The following is a 14937-nucleotide window of genomic DNA, read 5'->3' as shown; positions in this document are numbered from 1 at the left end:
ATGAATGTAATTTTATTTTCATTTCGTACTATAGCGATACTAAACCCAGCTTCAGCTGGGTTTTTGTTTAAGGATTACCATGCATTTTAACTGTGAACCATTTGATAAACTGACCCCTCATACCTTGTTTTCAATTATGAAAGGGCGCGTAGACGTATTTGTTGTAGAGCAAAAGTGCCCTTACCCTGAGCTGGATGATGTTGATACTTCTGAAACTACTCAGCATATTTATACGTTAGATAATATGCAGTTAATGAGCTACGCCCGTTGTTATGAAAAAAACGGACAGTACAGCGCAATTGGACGTGTTTTAGTTAGTGAGCATCACAGAGGAAAGGGGATCGCTAATAAATTGCTTGAACAGGCAATAGCGTGTTGTAAAACGCATTGGCCTGAACGGGACATAGTTATCGGTGCGCAAACCTATTTACTGGACTTTTATGAGTCATTTGGTTTTAAGTGTACAGGGGATGCATATTTAGAGGACGGTATACCGCATCAAGATATGGTACTAAAAATTAACAACGGCTAGTTAAATCTATAATCATATAAAAGCCCACAAGTGTGGGCTTTTATATGAGTTGTTGTTAGCTTAATAACGAGTGGACAAACACTGCACCTATTGCGATAGGGCACACAAACTTAGTATACCAAGGCCATATTTTCCAAAATAGCGTAGTTTGTACCTCGGGATTGCCCTGTTGAATGGCTTGTAGTAATGAATTTCTATACCAAATCCAGCCTACAAAAATACAGCACATTAAGCCAAGTAATGGTTGCGCAACCTTAGTGGTAAGTGTGATCACTAAACCAAATAATGCGCCTAGGTTACACACAATCGTAATGCTAACAACTGCTATCAAGGCGCCAATGACCCACGTTGCTTGAATGCGCTTCAAGGCAAAGCGTTCTACGGCATAGGAAACAGGTGCTTCAAGCATTGATATTGACGAAGTGAGCGCAGCTATACTCATTAGGGCAAAAAATGCAAAGCCAACAAATAAACCTACACTGCCCATACCTTCAAATAAAGCGGGTAATACTTGAAATACTAAAGTATCTTCTGAGAGTAATTTTCCGCTTGCAGAAAATATCTCAACACCTTGTGCTTGAGCTACATACATAGCAGGGATAATAAGTAAGCCAGCAACAAAGGCAATGAACACATCAATTAACGTAACATATGCACCAAGAGACACTAGGTTTTCTTTTTTACTAATATACGAGCCGTATATAATCATAACGCTTGTGCCAAGCGATAATGAGAAAAACGCTTGACCTAATGCGCTAACAATCAACTGGGTGTCAAAAATAGACGAAAAGTCAGGTAACAAGTAGGCTTTTAACCCTTCCATTGCACCTTCTTGAGTCAGTACATAAGCAATTAATAAAAATAAAATCCCCAATAAAGCGGGCATCAAGCGCTTTGACCATTTTTCGATACCGTTTTCAACACCACGACTAATGATTGCTATTGTTAAAACAATAAAAACAAGGGTAAAAATAACGTTGCGAGTAAGTGATTGCTCGCTTAGCCAAGTTGATGCTGCGTCGGCTCCGGCCAAGGCGGCGATAGGTTGGGCTGTTGCACTGAGCATCCAACCTGCAACAATAGCATAAAAACTAAGTATAAAGCCGGCGCATAAAATACCCCCAAAGCCGACAATAAATGCAAAGTGTTTTTGCCAAGGTTTGTTAGATACTTTAGTTAAAGAAACGACGGCGTTGGCTTGCCCGTGCCGACCAATCATGAGTTCGGCCATTAGCGCAGGATAAGCTAAAAAGAAAGCCAACACTAAATAGGCAACTAAAAATGCGGCACCACCATTACTGGCTGTTTGTGTGGGAAAGCCCCATATGTTGCCCAAACCTACGGCAGAACCGGCGGCGGCCATAATAAATCCAAAGCGAGAACTAAACTCGCCTCTAACTGCGCTCATATTATTATACTTCTCTGTTTTTTAACGGCGCTGACAATCTACTGGAAATGTAAAAAAATAAAAAGTGCTTATTTGCTGATCCCACATAATTTAGTTTTCCAGTGGTGTGATTAATGCGCTGTTTTTAGTAAATGTTAGGAGTAGATTAAAATTAATGGGTTGATTTTGTTTTAAAAATGTTAATTACACCGCGTAATTTATACTTTACGATTTATAATGCTGGGTAATACTAAGGGTAAAGCAGGCTCCGCCTAAGTGCTTACTTTTGCTAACAGTAATAGTACCGTTATGCCAGTCAGCGACCTTTTCAACAATAGCCAAGCCAAGGCCATAGCTTTTATCTGCGCGGTTTCTATGATCTTCCTCTCTAAAAAATGGGCTTAATACATTTTTAAAGTTTTCTTGGGCAATCCCTGGGCCATCATCTTCAACAGTTATGATAAGTTGGCGTTCGTGAACTTTGGCGCTCAAGTAGATATATTGTTCGGCAAAATCGCAGGCATTGGTCAGCAGGTTTGTAATTGCACGTGCTAACCAATGAAGGTCGGCCACAATAATGTCAGTTGAGCTATTAAGATCAACACTTAGCATTTGTGATTCTAACTTTGGGGCAAGCTGAACTAAAATGTTTTCAAGGTAATGCTTTATATTTGTAGAAGAGTACGTCAATTTGTTTGCGTTTTGCTCAAGTGTTGCAAACGCTAAGTAGCTTTTAAGCATGGATTCCATGTGATCTAAATCGTTTTCCATACGCTCTAAATAGGTTTTTATTTTTTTCTCATCATGGGTATCTAAGGCGGCATCTAAGCCAAAGCGAAGACAGGCAATAGGGGTGCGTATATCGTGCGATAAACTTGATGCCATTAATTTATTCTCAGCGACAAGTTTTTCAATTTGGCTCGCCATACGGTTAAACGTTAACTCTACATCTCTTATATACGTGAAATGCGAGGCGTTAATTCTGGCTTGTGTATTACCTGATGCAAACTGTTTAGCAGCCTCATTGAGTACACTTAGTCGCTTAGCGAGTGGCGCAATAATGAATCCCATTAAAATGCATAAGCCAGCATAAAAAAGCAAAGTTAAAAATATATCATTTCGTTTATCGGTGTCTGCGCTTTTTTTAAGTCGCATAGAAATATGAAAGGGGTTTAGCGCTTGGTTGCTATACAGCATATAAAAACCTTGCTGATCTTCTAAAATCAATCCGTCAACAGCATGCATTTGAAGTAATAATGAAGGAGGTAAAGCAAGTGATTCATTAGGTTTATAATCGATTGATAGATCAAACTCTTCACCTAGCTGCTTAACATATGCGCCACGTTCAGAGGTGGGAATATTTGCCAGTTGTTTACTAAATCCCATCATCATTTTACTTTGCACACTAAATTCGTCTTGTGGGGTATGTGCTTGCTGGCTAAAGGCGTCTATAAGCCACCCTAAAACCACAATAGATACCAGTGCGCTGCCAAGTAGTGATATGTAAAACTTTTTCATTTAAGCATACAGCTGTAAGTTACCATGCAGTAGAGACGAGCAAGTAACCACGACCCCAAATTGTCTTAATTTTTTTAGGATTTTGTGGGTCGTCGCTAAACTTTTTTCTTAGTGCAGAAATAAGCACATCGACACTTCTATCAAGTCCGTCGTATTCACGTCCTTTAGTGGCTTTAAAAACCGCGTCACGTGATACAACTTGGCCTGCATTACTTGCCAAATAATGCAAAAGTAAATATTCTGCACTGGAAATATTAACGTCTTGGCCGTTAAATTTCACGTTTCTCGATTCGGTATTAATATTAAGCGAACCGACCGAAATTGTGCTTTCTACTTTTTCCAATTTATTGGGCTCACTGCTTTGACGAAGTGCCGCTTTTATACGAGCGAGCAAAGCGCGCGGGCGTACTGGTTTCATTATATAATCGCTCGCACCTACCTCTAAACCTATAACTTCATCCATTTCTTCATCACGTGCTGTAAGCATAATAATAGGCGCATTATAAAAGCTACGAAGTTCTCTACATACACTAATGCCATCTTGACCAGGTAACATAATATCAAGTAGGACAATGTTTGGGTTCAAGGTTTTTACCTGACTGACAACTTCATCACCTCGGTGACAAACATGGGTAGTGTAGCCTTGTTCAGTTAGGTATTCGGCTACCCACTGAGCCAATGATGCATCATCTTCTACTAATAAAATAGTGCCGTAATTATCCATAAATTATCCTTAATGCAGTGGCTAAAATAATCGCCAGCGACGCTTTTTTTGTCTGTTTTGATATACCCACTGAAGTTTTACTTCTGCAGTGCCAATTATTTTTGATGTATTACTATCAAATAGTTCAAATGCGATACTTTGCTTAGAATCAAACGCGTAATTTAATGTGCCTTGTTGCTGTTTGAGCCAACATTGCATAATGTATTTTGATGTTGCATCGCGTAGGCAATAATTACCAATAATGGGTTGGTGCCACGTAATAACAACGTCGGCATAACAATCGCGGCCTTCACGAAGAGCTACGCACGTATCAGGAACCGCGGTTAAAGTATTTTGTGTATCGCTAGATTGCGCAAGCGCTGATACAGGAAAAATTATTAGCAAACAAAACCATCTAAAAAACATAACGTAGGCCTACCTTGGCTTTATGCTGATACCCTTGAGAAATAATTGGGCTGTCGTCGATTTCTGCTGAAAACCATGTGGAAAGAAAGCCAGCTAGAAAAACCCAATCTTGGCTTATTGGGTATTCAGCATGAAATTCAAATATTAGGCTGGTACTTGTATGTGCATCATAAAAAGGTCGGTTTTCGGCTACTTCTTCTTGGTCAATGCCAAAATAATAATTTGTAAAATCAGCTGAATAAGCACTTACGCCAACACCGGATCTAAATTCCCAGTTTCGCCACGGTAAAATTTGGCTAAAGAAGGTGTTAACAACCCAGCTGTTATGGGCGCCAGAAACATCATAAAGGTATTCAAATGAAATTTGAGAGTTTTCGAATCGGCGTGTAAGCCTTAGACCAACACCAAAATCATAGCGACGAGACTTTATGCCATCAAGCTCTGCAATTACACCACTGTTATAAAAGCCAAGGCCTTTCTCGTCAAAGCCTGCTTGGGTGTTCGTGCCTAGTATATCCAAGCCCCAATCATACTTATCAATGATACTGTAGCCGATAATAAGACCGCCACTGAGTTGGTTATGATCAAAGTCGAGATAAAATCGGTCGTAGGATACAGCAAGGCTTAAATCGAGCTCTAAATCGGTGTCGTAGGCATTGGTGCCGACTAGGTAGGTATCTTCTACAAAATAACTTGCCCCTGCGCTCCAGTCCCATGCAAATCCTTGAGTGGGCTCAAGCGTGTTGTCTGCATAGTAACGATTACTTGCTTGGGCTGAGGTTGCTATAAGGCTCAGACTAAACAAGACAATACTAAAAAGAGTACGGTTAAGTAAGGTATATTTCATCCACGTTGAGCCTGATTATTTGTTGTTATAGTGCGTAGTATATTGTTAAGGTGTACCCTTAATCTGTAAAAAAATGTAGCAAATGTTACTTTTACTGAACTTTAATTTTATCTATTAAGATACTGCTTAAGTAAAATTGCATCATAGGTGTTAGAGCACTGACTTCTGTGCGGCTACACGGACCACTTAACTTACTTAGGCTAGATAATTTAGACAGCATTTGATACTCAGGGATTTTCACCTCTTTACCCACTCTAGCTAAACGTGCTTCTTCTGTGTTTTGCTGGTGGATAAATGCAACAACCTCTAGTTCGTTTGTAATTCTTTGTTCTTCACTTAAGCTGTAAATTAGCGGCTCTCGGTGAAAGCTGGCGCTATCTATTGACGACGTTGCAAACCACACCACATCGCCAGAAGCTTTGTGTGTTAAACGCATATTAACTTCTGCAAAAATAGATGCACATTGCTGCGTTGGGTATTGCTTTGCAATATTTTCAAACAAGACAAATGGCTTTTCAGGTGTGGCAATTGAATACTGTGTGTTTTCTTTAAATGTTAAGTCGAGCTTTTGAATAGTCAGCGTGTAATCACTGTTATTTTTACTCGTAACTTTAAGTTGTTTATCGTTAAGTGCTTGGCTTATTTGCGATAGTAGAGTGTCGGTTACACTTGCTTTATCGGTAATTATTTTTACAGTTTGATTTTGTAAAACTTTGTGTGCAGGCAATTGCACCGACTTCACTTTTGGTGAAGCATGATCTGTTTGGTATTTAAGCTGATACGTTTGCGTTGTTAATGCTGGCTTTAACGGCATAGCCAAAGGTTCTGCTGGTTGTTTGGTAATGGCACAACCTGATGAAAATAAAACAAAAAGTAATACAACTAAAAAACGCATAAATACTTAACACCCACAAAAAGTACAATAATTTTTGTATTGTACGTTAGTCCAAAGAAAAGTTCATGATATTATGCATACAGAGGCAGTTAAAAAGATAAAGTATTAAAAAATGAAGCGCTTACCACTTTTAAAGTATTGCTTAACTGCAGTGTGTTTTGTGTATGCAACCGTTAGTTTTGCAGCGCAGCAAGACCCAAATTGGGATAGTTTTGTAAAAAAGTATGGCCGTTACGCAGAAAAAAAACTCACGAGTAAAGGCATTCCAGGGGCTGCACTTTCGATAGTTAATTTAGGCAATAGTGATTACATCCATGCGGTCGGACGAACAAAAGCCCGAAATGGTCAAAAGGTTAATGTTCACACTCGTTTTAGACTGGCGTCGGTGTCTAAAACATTTGCAGGCTCTCTGGCTGCAAAATTATCTAGTGATGGGCTCATAAAATTAGATAACTCCGTCAGTAATTACTTACCTGATTTTATAGGCACAGAATACGAAAAAAACTTAAAAGTTTATCACTTACTTAGCCATTCTAGCGGCTTGGTGCCAAACGCATATGACAATTTAATTGAGTCGCGAATGGATTATCCCGATATAGTACAAAAGTTAGTGACGGTTAAACCTATTTGCGAGCCTGGTATATGCTACGGTTATCAAAACGTCATGTTTAGTTTAATTGATGATGTTATTTTAAAAAGTACAAATAAAGATTATTCACAATGGCTAAATGAAGGCATTTTTCAGCCACTTGATATGATTGATGCTAGCTTGGGTTATGAAGCCATGGTGGTTGATAGTAATTACGCTTTACCGCACGTACGTGGAAAAAAACGTTGGTACACTGCAAAACTGAAAAAAAATTACTACAAAGTTGGACCAGCAGCTGGTGTTAATGCTAGTGCAAGCGATATGGCTATCTGGTTAAAGGCGCAATTAGGTCACTACCCTGAAGTGTTGTCACTCGATGCTTTGTCTAAACAAACTCGGCCCTATACACGCACTAAAAAAGAAATGTACCGCAGGGTGTGGAAAAAACAGTTACACGAAGCTTATTACGGCTTAGGCTGGCGAGTATATAATTACGATAATGAAACCTTGTATTATCATAGTGGTTGGGTGCAAGGATACCGAAGTGATTTGGTGGTATTCCCCCATTTAAATATTGGCTTTAGCTTAGTGTTAAACGCCGAGACAGGGTTAATTAATGAGTTAACAACCGAGTTTATTAATCGTTTGTTGAAGTACAAACGTGAGCAGACAATATGAAAGTAAAATACGGTGTTTTTATTTTTTTATGTGCAGTTTTATTTAATAGCCAATATGTATTTTCGGCTCCAGAAAAAATATACCTTTTTCGCCATAGTGAAAAACTAGCAGGTAAAAACCCAGGGTTAACCCAAAAAGGCTATAAACGGGCAGAGCAGCTAGTCACATTATTTAAGCAATTCGATAAAGTGCATGTATTTAGTAGTAACTATAAACGTACTTTACAAACAGCAGGTCCACTTGCTGCGCATTTTGATTCTGAAATAAAGATTTACAATGCTAGAGATTTGGCTGATTTAAAAAAACAGATAGTGTCTTTGGATGGCGTAGTTGCAGTGATTGGTCATAGCAATACAACTCCAGAACTTGCAACGTTGCTTTCAAATGAAGAAATAGAACCAATGAGTGAAATGCAGTTTTCACGCTATTTATTGTTAAGCAAAAAAAGCATCATACAGAAATTAAATATTTACTCAAAGACTTAGAAATGAATTTTACTTTTTAGAATTCAGGGCTAAATAAATAATAAAAAAACCAGCTGATAGCTGGTTTTCTTATTAAGCGCAATAAATTACTCAGGAAGTAAATTAGTTACGCGGCAGTTGAATTTTTTTCTCAGGGCTTTGGCGATAAAGCACAATAGTGTGGCCAATTGTTTGAAGCTTTGTCGCACCTGTTTCACGAACGATAGCTTCAAAAATAAGCGCTTTGGTTTCACGATCGTCAGTTGGTACTTTAACTTTGATTAATTCGTGAATTTCTAGTGCACTTTGAATTTCCATCACTACGCCTTCGGTTAAACCGTTAGAACCTAGTAAAACTACAGGCTTAAGGCTATGTGCCTCGCCTTTTAAAAACTGCTTTTGTTTATTTGATAATGTCATGTTTATACAAATTTTGCTGAATATGGCTTGAATTAAGGGTATTCTAACGCCATCTAGAGAATATTACTAATTAGTTGCGTGTAATTTATGACAAATAAAAAACAGTCAGCCAGTTCACAGCGATGGTTGAAAGAACATTTTGATGATAAATATGTTCAGGAAGCGCAAAAAAAAGGCTGGCGTTCAAGAGCGGTTTTTAAATTAGATGAAGTACAAAATAGAGACAAGTTACTTCGCCCTGGTATGACTGTGGTGGATTTAGGGGCTGCCCCGGGTAGTTGGTCACAGTATTTAGCCGAGAAGGTAGGTGACAAGGGGCAAGTTGTTGCTTGTGATATTTTACCTATGGACTCTTTAGCGGGTGTTGATTTTTTACAAGGTGACTTTCGTGAAGAAGCCGTGTTAGATGCTTTATTAAAACGCATTGATGGAAAAAATGTTGATGTGGTACTCTCTGACATGGCACCGAACATGAGTGGTAATAACTCAGTGGACCAAGCTGGAAGTATGTATTTAGTTGAGCTTGCGCTAGATATGTGTAATCAAGTTCTAAAGAAAAATGGTGCATTTATTGTTAAGGTTTTCCAAGGCGAAGGCTTTGATCAATACTTGCAGGAAGTACGTAATAGTTTTAAAGCAGTGAAAATACGCAAACCTGATGCCTCACGTGCCCGTTCTCGGGAAGTATATATAGTAGCGACTGGATACAAACTGTAGTACAGTTGCTTGGCGTTTAGTTGAATTTAAATTAATTGGATACAAGAGGTTAACCCCTTGAGCGATATGGCGAAAAATTTAATACTATGGCTGGTCATTGCAGTTGTGCTTATGTCAGTCTTTCAGAGCTTTAATGGTGGCGAGCAAATCGACCGTCAAACAAGTTACAGTCAGTTTGTAAAAGATGCCCGAAATGGCTCAATACAAGAAGTGGCAATCGAGAGCACCAGTGGAACAATCACAGGTACTAAAAATAATGGTGAGCGCTTTCAAACCATTATGCCAATCTACGACAAAGACATTTTAAATGACTTACTTAAAAGTGATGTAAACGTGAAAGGTGTAAAGCCTGAAGAACAATCATTTTTAGCAAGCATATTTATTTCTTGGTTCCCGATGATACTGCTTATTGGTGTATGGATTTTCTTCATGCGTCAAATGCAAGGCGGTGGCGGCAAAGGCGCTATGTCATTCGGCAAGAGCAAAGCACGTTTAATGAGCGAAGACCAAATCAAAACTACGTTCGCCGATGTTGCTGGTTGTGATGAAGCAAAAGAAGACGTTACCGAATTGGTGGACTTCCTGCGCGACCCGTCTAAATTCCAAAAATTAGGTGGTAGTATACCTAAGGGTGTACTTATGGTTGGACCGCCAGGTACAGGTAAAACGTTGCTTGCTAAGGCTGTTGCCGGCGAAGCAAAAGTACCCTTTTTCACAATTTCGGGTTCTGACTTTGTTGAAATGTTTGTTGGTGTAGGCGCATCGCGCGTGCGTGACATGTTTGAACAAGCCAAAAAAGCAGCGCCTTGTATTATCTTCATCGATGAAATTGATGCAGTAGGTCGTAAACGTGGCGCAGGTATGGGCGGCGGTAACGATGAGCGCGAACAAACATTAAACCAAATGCTGGTAGAAATGGATGGTTTTGGTGGTAACGAAGGCATAATCGTTATTGCTGCGACTAACCGCCCAGACGTATTAGACCCAGCATTACTTCGTCCTGGTCGTTTTGACCGTCAAGTAGAAGTTGGCTTACCTGATATACGCGGTCGTGAACAGATTATTAAAGTGCACATGCGTAAAGTACCATTAGGTGACAACGTTGATGCAGCTGTAATCGCACGCGGCACCCCAGGTTTTTCGGGTGCTGATTTAGCTAACTTAGTCAACGAAGCTGCACTTTATGCTGCACGTGGTAACAAACGTGTTGTAAATATGGCTGAGTTTGATGCTGCTAAAGACAAAATCATGATGGGCGCAGAGCGCAAGACCATGGTGATGAGCGAGCAAGAGAAAGAAATGACGGCATACCACGAAGCCGGCCATGCAATTGTTGGACGCATGGTGCCAGAGCATGATCCTGTTTATAAAGTATCTATCATTCCACGTGGCCGTGCGCTAGGTGTGACTATGTATTTACCAGAGCAAGATCGTGTTAGCCATTCTAAAGAGCTATTAGAATCAATGATTTCTAGCCTTTATGGTGGCCGAATCGCTGAAGCACTTATTTACGGTGCAGACAAAGTGACTACCGGTGCGAGTAACGATATTGAACGTGCAACAGACATAGCACGTAAAATGGTCACACATTGGGGGTTAAGTGAAAAACTTGGACCACTACTTTACGCCGAAGATCAAAACGAAATGTACATGGGTGGTGGCGGTAGTCGTGCATCTAACATGTCGGATGATACAGCTAAAGTAATTGATGCAGAGGTTCGTTTATTTTCAGATAGAAACTATGAACGTGCCGAAAAAATATTGAAAGAGAATATTGATATTCTTCATTCAATGAAAGACGCGTTAATGAAATATGAAACGATTGACGCTAAGCAAATTGACGACTTAATGGCGCGCCAGCCAGTGCGTGAGCCACGCGATGCTCATGACCGCCATGAGCCAAAAGCACCACAAACAGATCCTGTAAAGGAATCTGTTAGTGATGAAAGTCAATCAACAACAGAATCATCTAAAAAAGATGAAACAAATGTTGATGACAAAGCTGAATAATCGTTAAAATACTCAAAAAGCCCCGTACTTCGGGGCTTTTTTGTATCGGTTTCAATTTCGCTCTAATTTTTAGTTAGATTTGTTTGAATTCTGAAAAGCAAACAAGGCTCATTATGAACAACATTATTAATTTACCAAATGGTCGAGAACTAAATTTAATTGAGCCTGTGATTATGGGTATATTAAATGTAACCCCAGATTCATTTTCAGATGGTGGTAAATTTATAGACCCCAGCATCGCTGTGCAGCGCGCATTACAGTTATTAACTGATGGCGCAAAAATAATTGATATTGGTGGTGAGTCTACTCGACCAGGTGCTCAGGCAGTTAGCCTTGATGATGAGCTTGAACGAGTGGTGCCAATAATAAAAGCAATACGTACTCAGAGTGATTGTGTTATTTCTGTTGATACGAGTAAAGCTGAGGTGATGAGGCACGCTATTTTAGCTGGTGCAGATATGGTAAATGATGTTCGCGCATTACAAGAGCCTGACGCACTGAATGTTGTTTCACAATTTGAAAATATCGCAATTTGCTTAATGCACATGCAGGGTCAGCCCCGAAGTATGCAAATATCTCCAGAATACAGTGATTTAATGGGCGATATTAATGAATTTTTTAAACGTCGCGTTAGTGCCTGTGAGGCGATGGGAATAAAAGCTCAGCAGCTTATTCTTGACCCAGGCTTTGGATTTGGAAAAACATTAAGCCATAACTACGAAATTTTGGCCAAGTTTAATGATTTTAATAAATTAGGCTTGCCATTATTAGCGGGGCTTTCTCGCAAGTCGATGATTGGTAACCTGTTAAACAGAGACACAAGCGAACGAATGGCCGGCAGTTTAGCTGGCGCACTTATTGCCGCACAAAATGGTGCAAAAATAATACGCGTTCACGACGTAAAAGAAACTGCAGATGTACTTGGTGTTTACCAAGCGTGTATAAAAGGAATAATAGAATGAAACAAAGAAAGTATTTTGGCACAGATGGCGTACGTGGTTTAGTGGGAACAGCGCCAATCAACCCTGAGTTTGCAATGAAGCTGGGTTGGGCTGCAGGACGTGTGCTATCAAAAGGTGGAACAAAAAAAGTTATTATTGGTAAAGACACACGTATTTCTGGTTACATGCTTGAAACAGCCCTTGAAGCAGGTTTAATAGCCGCCGGTATTGATGTTGTTCTGCTTGGCCCAATGCCTACGCCGGCCGTTGCTTATTTAGCACAAACATTTAGGGCTGAAGCCGGTATTGTAATAAGCGCATCACATAATCCATATTACGACAACGGTATCAAATTTTTTAATGGTCAAGGTTTAAAACTTGATGATGCTGTAGAGCTTGAAATAGAGGCAATGCTTGATGAGCAAATGACCTGTGTGGCCTCAGATAAGTTAGGTAAAGCAACACGCTTGGCAAGCGCAGACGGACGTTATATTGAGTTTTGTAAGAGTCAATTTCCACAAGGGTTGTCTTTGGAGGGATTAAAAGTGGTTGTAGATTGCGCTAACGGCGCAACATATCATATTGCCCCATCAGTTATGCGTGAGCTCGGCGCTGACGTAATTACGCATGCATGTGAGCCAAATGGTGTAAATATAAACCATGAATGCGGTGCAACTCATGTAGACACGTTAAAACGCAAAGTACTTGAACATAAAGCCGATGTAGGTATAGCTTATGATGGTGACGGCGACCGTGTAATGATGGTTGACCATAATGGCCGTGTATTTGATGGTGACGACTTAGTTTATATAATTGCTTGTCAGGCAGCGAACGATCATATTTTAGGTGGCGGTGTTGTTGGTACTGTTATGTCAAATATGGGTCTTGAAAATGCACTAAAAGCAAAAGGCATTGAGTTTGCTAGAAGCAAAGTTGGCGATCGCTATGTAATGGAATTACTTCAGCAAAAAGGGTGGAAAATTGGTGGAGAGAGTTCAGGCCATGTACTCAATCTAGACTTAATTTCAACGGGTGATGGTATTATATCAAGCTTGCAAGTGCTGGCTGCTATGGTTGCACAAAATAGAACGCTTCAAGATTTAGGCGCCGGGTTTACAAAATACCCAATGAAAATGATTAACGTGCGTTATACACCGGGTACCGATCCTACAACGGCGCCAAAAGTCCTTGCGGCAGTCGAAGAAGTGGAACAAAACTTAGGCAATAAAGGCCGCGTTTTACTCCGTAAATCAGGCACTGAACCTGTCGTTCGTGTTATGGTTGAAGCAGAGCAAGAAAAAATAGTATTAGACAGTGCACGTAAGATTGCAGAGATTGTCGAATCTATGAGCAAACAACCTGATTGATAACAATAACCTCTTGTAACTTTGGGCGAGAAAAGTTAATATCTCGCCCGCTTTCTAATGTGGAGTGGAAAATGGCAATACGTAAGGCAATGGTCGCTGGCAATTGGAAAATGAATGGCTCAATAGAGCTAGTCAAAGATATGTCGGATGCTATAAATAGTATTAAATCACCAGAAATAGATGTTATTTTATTTCCTCCATTCCCACTTGTTTCAGCAATGATTGCAAGCGGTGTCATAACAGGTGCTCAAACTGTATCTGAAAACACGCCAGGCGCTTTTACCGGTGAAGTTGATGCACAACTACTGAAAAACCTTGGCGTAAATTATGCGCTAGTTGGCCATTCAGAACGTCGTAGTATTTACAACGAAAGCAGCGATGTTATTGCTGATAAATTTGCTAGAGCTCAATCAGCTGGTTTAATACCCGTTCTTTGTGTTGGCGAGAGTGAAACAGAGCAAGAAAGTGGACAAACAGAATATGTAGTTGCTGCTCAAATAGATGCGGTAATTAAAAAATTAGGTGTAGCAGCGCTGAAAGATTCTGTGATAGCATACGAGCCCGTTTGGGCCATAGGCACAGGTAAGACTGCATCGCCAGAACAGGCACAAGCTGTTCACAAATTTATCCGTGACAAAATTGCGTCTTTAGACAGTGATTTAGCACAAGGGCTTACCATCTTATATGGTGGAAGCGTTAACGAAAAAAATAGCGAATTATTATTTGCACAACCAGATATTGATGGTGGCCTTATTGGGGGCGCCAGTCTAAAAGCAGCATCTTTTGTTGCTATCTGTAACAGTGCAAAAGGGACCGTATAAGATGTACGAAATTTTATTAGTAGTTTATTTAGTTGTAGCTTTAGCTTTAGTTGGTATGGTTTTAATCCAACAAGGTAAAGGTGCTGATATGGGGTCATCATTTGGTGCAGGCGCTTCTGGAACTGTGTTTGGTTCTTCAGGTGCTGGTAACTTTATGACAAAGACAACAACAAGCTTAGCTACAGTCTTTTTTGTGTTGAGTATTGTTCTAGGTAATTTAACAGCCGGTCAGATTAAACAGACTGATGAATGGGAAAACCTAGAAGCAGCGCCTGCTGTTGAAACAGTAGTCCCGGTTGAAGAAGATGTTCCAGTTACTTCTAATAATGAAAGTAACTCAGACGTACCAAACTAATACAGTTTACTGTTCAGCTATTTGTTAACCTCAAACAGATAAAACAAGCGAACAAAAATTTAAAATGCGGATGTGGTGGAATTGGTAGACACGCTACCTTGAGGGGGTAGTGCTTTAGGGCGTGGGGGTTCAAGTCCCCCCATCCGCACCAAATTTAAAACCAGTAGCAATTATGTTACTGGTTTTTTTATACCTAAAATTTGCTTTGATTGTTTTTTGCACTTGAAACGTTTGTGTTATAACAATAATTTAGATTTTTTGGTGATA

General features: G+C 39.9%; 16 protein-coding genes and 1 tRNA gene. 10 read left to right on the top strand and 7 right to left on the bottom strand.

All coding sequences use genetic code 11. The annotated features are described in order from the left end of the window. The first annotated feature begins 79 nt into the window (after positions 1-79). Positions 80-532 carry a GNAT family N-acetyltransferase gene (locus tag ATS72_RS06845; RefSeq protein ID WP_058429522.1) on the top strand — a complete coding sequence of 151 codons (453 nt, stop codon included), beginning with the start codon at positions 80-82 and terminating at the stop codon, positions 530-532. 55 nt (positions 533-587) lie between these two features. On the opposite strand, the gene ATS72_RS06840 is transcribed toward ATS72_RS06845, so the two are convergent. The 6 genes from ATS72_RS06840 to ATS72_RS06815 all read right to left on the bottom strand — a co-directional run bounded on the left by ATS72_RS06840 (position 588) and on the right by ATS72_RS06815 (position 6308). Next, a complete protein-coding gene (locus tag ATS72_RS06840; protein ID WP_006793916.1) occupies positions 588-1940 on the bottom strand; it encodes a sodium-dependent transporter in 1353 nt (450 codons plus the stop codon). A 204-nt stretch (positions 1941-2144) separates the two neighbouring features. Beyond that, positions 2145-3437, bottom strand: coding sequence for a sensor histidine kinase (locus ATS72_RS06835; RefSeq protein WP_058429521.1), 1293 nt, complete (start codon positions 3435-3437; stop codon positions 2145-2147). A gap of 19 nt (positions 3438-3456) precedes the next feature. Continuing rightward, complete coding sequence (locus tag ATS72_RS06830) at positions 3457-4161, bottom strand: response regulator transcription factor (RefSeq protein ID WP_058429520.1); 705 nt, start codon at positions 4159-4161, stop codon at positions 3457-3459. Between the two features lie 21 nt (positions 4162-4182). After that, complete coding sequence (locus ATS72_RS06825) at positions 4183-4566, bottom strand: DUF3019 domain-containing protein (RefSeq protein ID WP_006793913.1); 384 nt, start codon at positions 4564-4566, stop codon at positions 4183-4185. Further along, on the bottom strand, positions 4556-5413 hold the full coding sequence (locus ATS72_RS06820; protein ID WP_058429519.1) for a MipA/OmpV family protein: 858 nt from the start codon (positions 5411-5413) through the stop codon (positions 4556-4558). The genes ATS72_RS06825 and ATS72_RS06820 overlap by 11 nt, the downstream gene beginning before the upstream one ends. A 91-nt stretch (positions 5414-5504) precedes the next feature. Then, on the bottom strand, positions 5505-6308 hold the full coding sequence (locus ATS72_RS06815) for a hypothetical protein (RefSeq protein WP_008127968.1): 804 nt from the start codon (positions 6306-6308) through the stop codon (positions 5505-5507). Between the two features lie 112 nt (positions 6309-6420). Between ATS72_RS06815 and ATS72_RS06810 the strand changes: the two genes are divergently transcribed. Continuing rightward, positions 6421-7575, top strand: a complete 1155-nt coding sequence (locus tag ATS72_RS06810) for a serine hydrolase domain-containing protein (protein WP_008127967.1) — start codon at positions 6421-6423, stop codon at positions 7573-7575. Beyond that, complete coding sequence (locus tag ATS72_RS06805; protein WP_058429518.1) at positions 7572-8060, top strand: SixA phosphatase family protein; 489 nt, start codon at positions 7572-7574, stop codon at positions 8058-8060. The genes ATS72_RS06810 and ATS72_RS06805 overlap by 4 nt, the downstream gene beginning before the upstream one ends. 102 nt (positions 8061-8162) lie before the next feature. Here ATS72_RS06805 and yhbY read toward each other — a convergent pair whose 3' ends face one another. Further along, positions 8163-8459, bottom strand: coding sequence for a ribosome assembly RNA-binding protein YhbY (yhbY, locus tag ATS72_RS06800; protein ID WP_006793908.1), 297 nt, complete (start codon positions 8457-8459; stop codon positions 8163-8165). An 87-nt stretch (positions 8460-8546) separates the two neighbouring features. Between yhbY and rlmE the strand changes: the two genes are divergently transcribed. The 7 genes from rlmE to ATS72_RS06765 all read left to right on the top strand — a co-directional run bounded on the left by rlmE (position 8547) and on the right by ATS72_RS06765 (position 14821). Further along, positions 8547-9176: a 23S rRNA (uridine(2552)-2'-O)-methyltransferase RlmE gene (rlmE, locus tag ATS72_RS06795; protein WP_006793907.1), complete on the top strand. Its 630-nt coding sequence runs from the start codon at positions 8547-8549 to the stop codon at positions 9174-9176. Between the two features lie 66 nt (positions 9177-9242). Continuing rightward, complete coding sequence (ftsH, locus tag ATS72_RS06790) at positions 9243-11186, top strand: ATP-dependent zinc metalloprotease FtsH (RefSeq protein ID WP_058429606.1); 1944 nt, start codon at positions 9243-9245, stop codon at positions 11184-11186. A 113-nt stretch (positions 11187-11299) separates the two neighbouring features. Beyond that, positions 11300-12148: a dihydropteroate synthase gene (folP, locus tag ATS72_RS06785; protein WP_058429517.1), complete on the top strand. Its 849-nt coding sequence runs from the start codon at positions 11300-11302 to the stop codon at positions 12146-12148. Next, positions 12145-13494 carry a phosphoglucosamine mutase gene (gene glmM / locus ATS72_RS06780; RefSeq protein WP_006793904.1) on the top strand — a complete coding sequence of 450 codons (1350 nt, stop codon included), beginning with the start codon at positions 12145-12147 and terminating at the stop codon, positions 13492-13494. The genes folP and glmM overlap by 4 nt, the downstream gene beginning before the upstream one ends. A gap of 71 nt (positions 13495-13565) precedes the next feature. After that, positions 13566-14315, top strand: coding sequence for a triose-phosphate isomerase (gene tpiA / locus ATS72_RS06775; protein WP_058429516.1), 750 nt, complete (start codon positions 13566-13568; stop codon positions 14313-14315). Position 14316: 1 nt separating this feature from the next. Beyond that, entirely contained in the window at positions 14317-14670 is a 354-nt protein-coding gene (gene secG, locus ATS72_RS06770) for a preprotein translocase subunit SecG (protein WP_058429515.1), read from the top strand. A gap of 66 nt (positions 14671-14736) precedes the next feature. Continuing rightward, positions 14737-14821: transfer RNA gene (locus ATS72_RS06765), tRNA-Leu, on the top strand. The last annotated feature ends 116 nt before the right edge of the window (positions 14822-14937 follow it).

It is taken from the genome of Pseudoalteromonas sp. 13-15 (genome assembly GCF_001468205.2).
Taxonomy (GTDB): Bacteria; Pseudomonadota; Gammaproteobacteria; order Enterobacterales; family Alteromonadaceae; genus Pseudoalteromonas; species Pseudoalteromonas marina.
The sequence above is the reverse complement of the archived record's forward strand: the minus strand, read 5'-3'. Positions and strand labels throughout refer to the sequence as shown.

What these genes read in the sequence shown, in the direction of transcription:
- ATS72_RS06845 (WP_058429522.1), top strand. Translation starts at nt 80, where the DNA reads ATGCATTTTAACTGTGAACCATTTGATAAACTGACCCCTCATACCTTG.
- ATS72_RS06840 (WP_006793916.1), bottom strand. Translation starts at nt 1,940, where the DNA reads ATGAGCGCAGTTAGAGGCGAGTTTAGTTCTCGCTTTGGATTTATTATG.
- ATS72_RS06835 (WP_058429521.1), bottom strand. Translation starts at nt 3,437, where the DNA reads ATGAAAAAGTTTTACATATCACTACTTGGCAGCGCACTGGTATCTATT.
- ATS72_RS06830 (WP_058429520.1), bottom strand. Translation starts at nt 4,161, where the DNA reads ATGGATAATTACGGCACTATTTTATTAGTAGAAGATGATGCATCATTG.
- ATS72_RS06825 (WP_006793913.1), bottom strand. Translation starts at nt 4,566, where the DNA reads ATGTTTTTTAGATGGTTTTGTTTGCTAATAATTTTTCCTGTATCAGCG.
- ATS72_RS06820 (WP_058429519.1), bottom strand. Translation starts at nt 5,413, where the DNA reads ATGAAATATACCTTACTTAACCGTACTCTTTTTAGTATTGTCTTGTTT.
- ATS72_RS06815 (WP_008127968.1), bottom strand. Translation starts at nt 6,308, where the DNA reads ATGCGTTTTTTAGTTGTATTACTTTTTGTTTTATTTTCATCAGGTTGT.
- ATS72_RS06810 (WP_008127967.1), top strand. Translation starts at nt 6,421, where the DNA reads ATGAAGCGCTTACCACTTTTAAAGTATTGCTTAACTGCAGTGTGTTTT.
- ATS72_RS06805 (WP_058429518.1), top strand. Translation starts at nt 7,572, where the DNA reads ATGAAAGTAAAATACGGTGTTTTTATTTTTTTATGTGCAGTTTTATTT.
- yhbY (WP_006793908.1), bottom strand. Translation starts at nt 8,459, where the DNA reads ATGACATTATCAAATAAACAAAAGCAGTTTTTAAAAGGCGAGGCACAT.
- rlmE (WP_006793907.1), top strand. Translation starts at nt 8,547, where the DNA reads ATGACAAATAAAAAACAGTCAGCCAGTTCACAGCGATGGTTGAAAGAA.
- ftsH (WP_058429606.1), top strand. Translation starts at nt 9,243, where the DNA reads ATGGCGAAAAATTTAATACTATGGCTGGTCATTGCAGTTGTGCTTATG.
- folP (WP_058429517.1), top strand. Translation starts at nt 11,300, where the DNA reads ATGAACAACATTATTAATTTACCAAATGGTCGAGAACTAAATTTAATT.
- glmM (WP_006793904.1), top strand. Translation starts at nt 12,145, where the DNA reads ATGAAACAAAGAAAGTATTTTGGCACAGATGGCGTACGTGGTTTAGTG.
- tpiA (WP_058429516.1), top strand. Translation starts at nt 13,566, where the DNA reads ATGGCAATACGTAAGGCAATGGTCGCTGGCAATTGGAAAATGAATGGC.
- secG (WP_058429515.1), top strand. Translation starts at nt 14,317, where the DNA reads ATGTACGAAATTTTATTAGTAGTTTATTTAGTTGTAGCTTTAGCTTTA.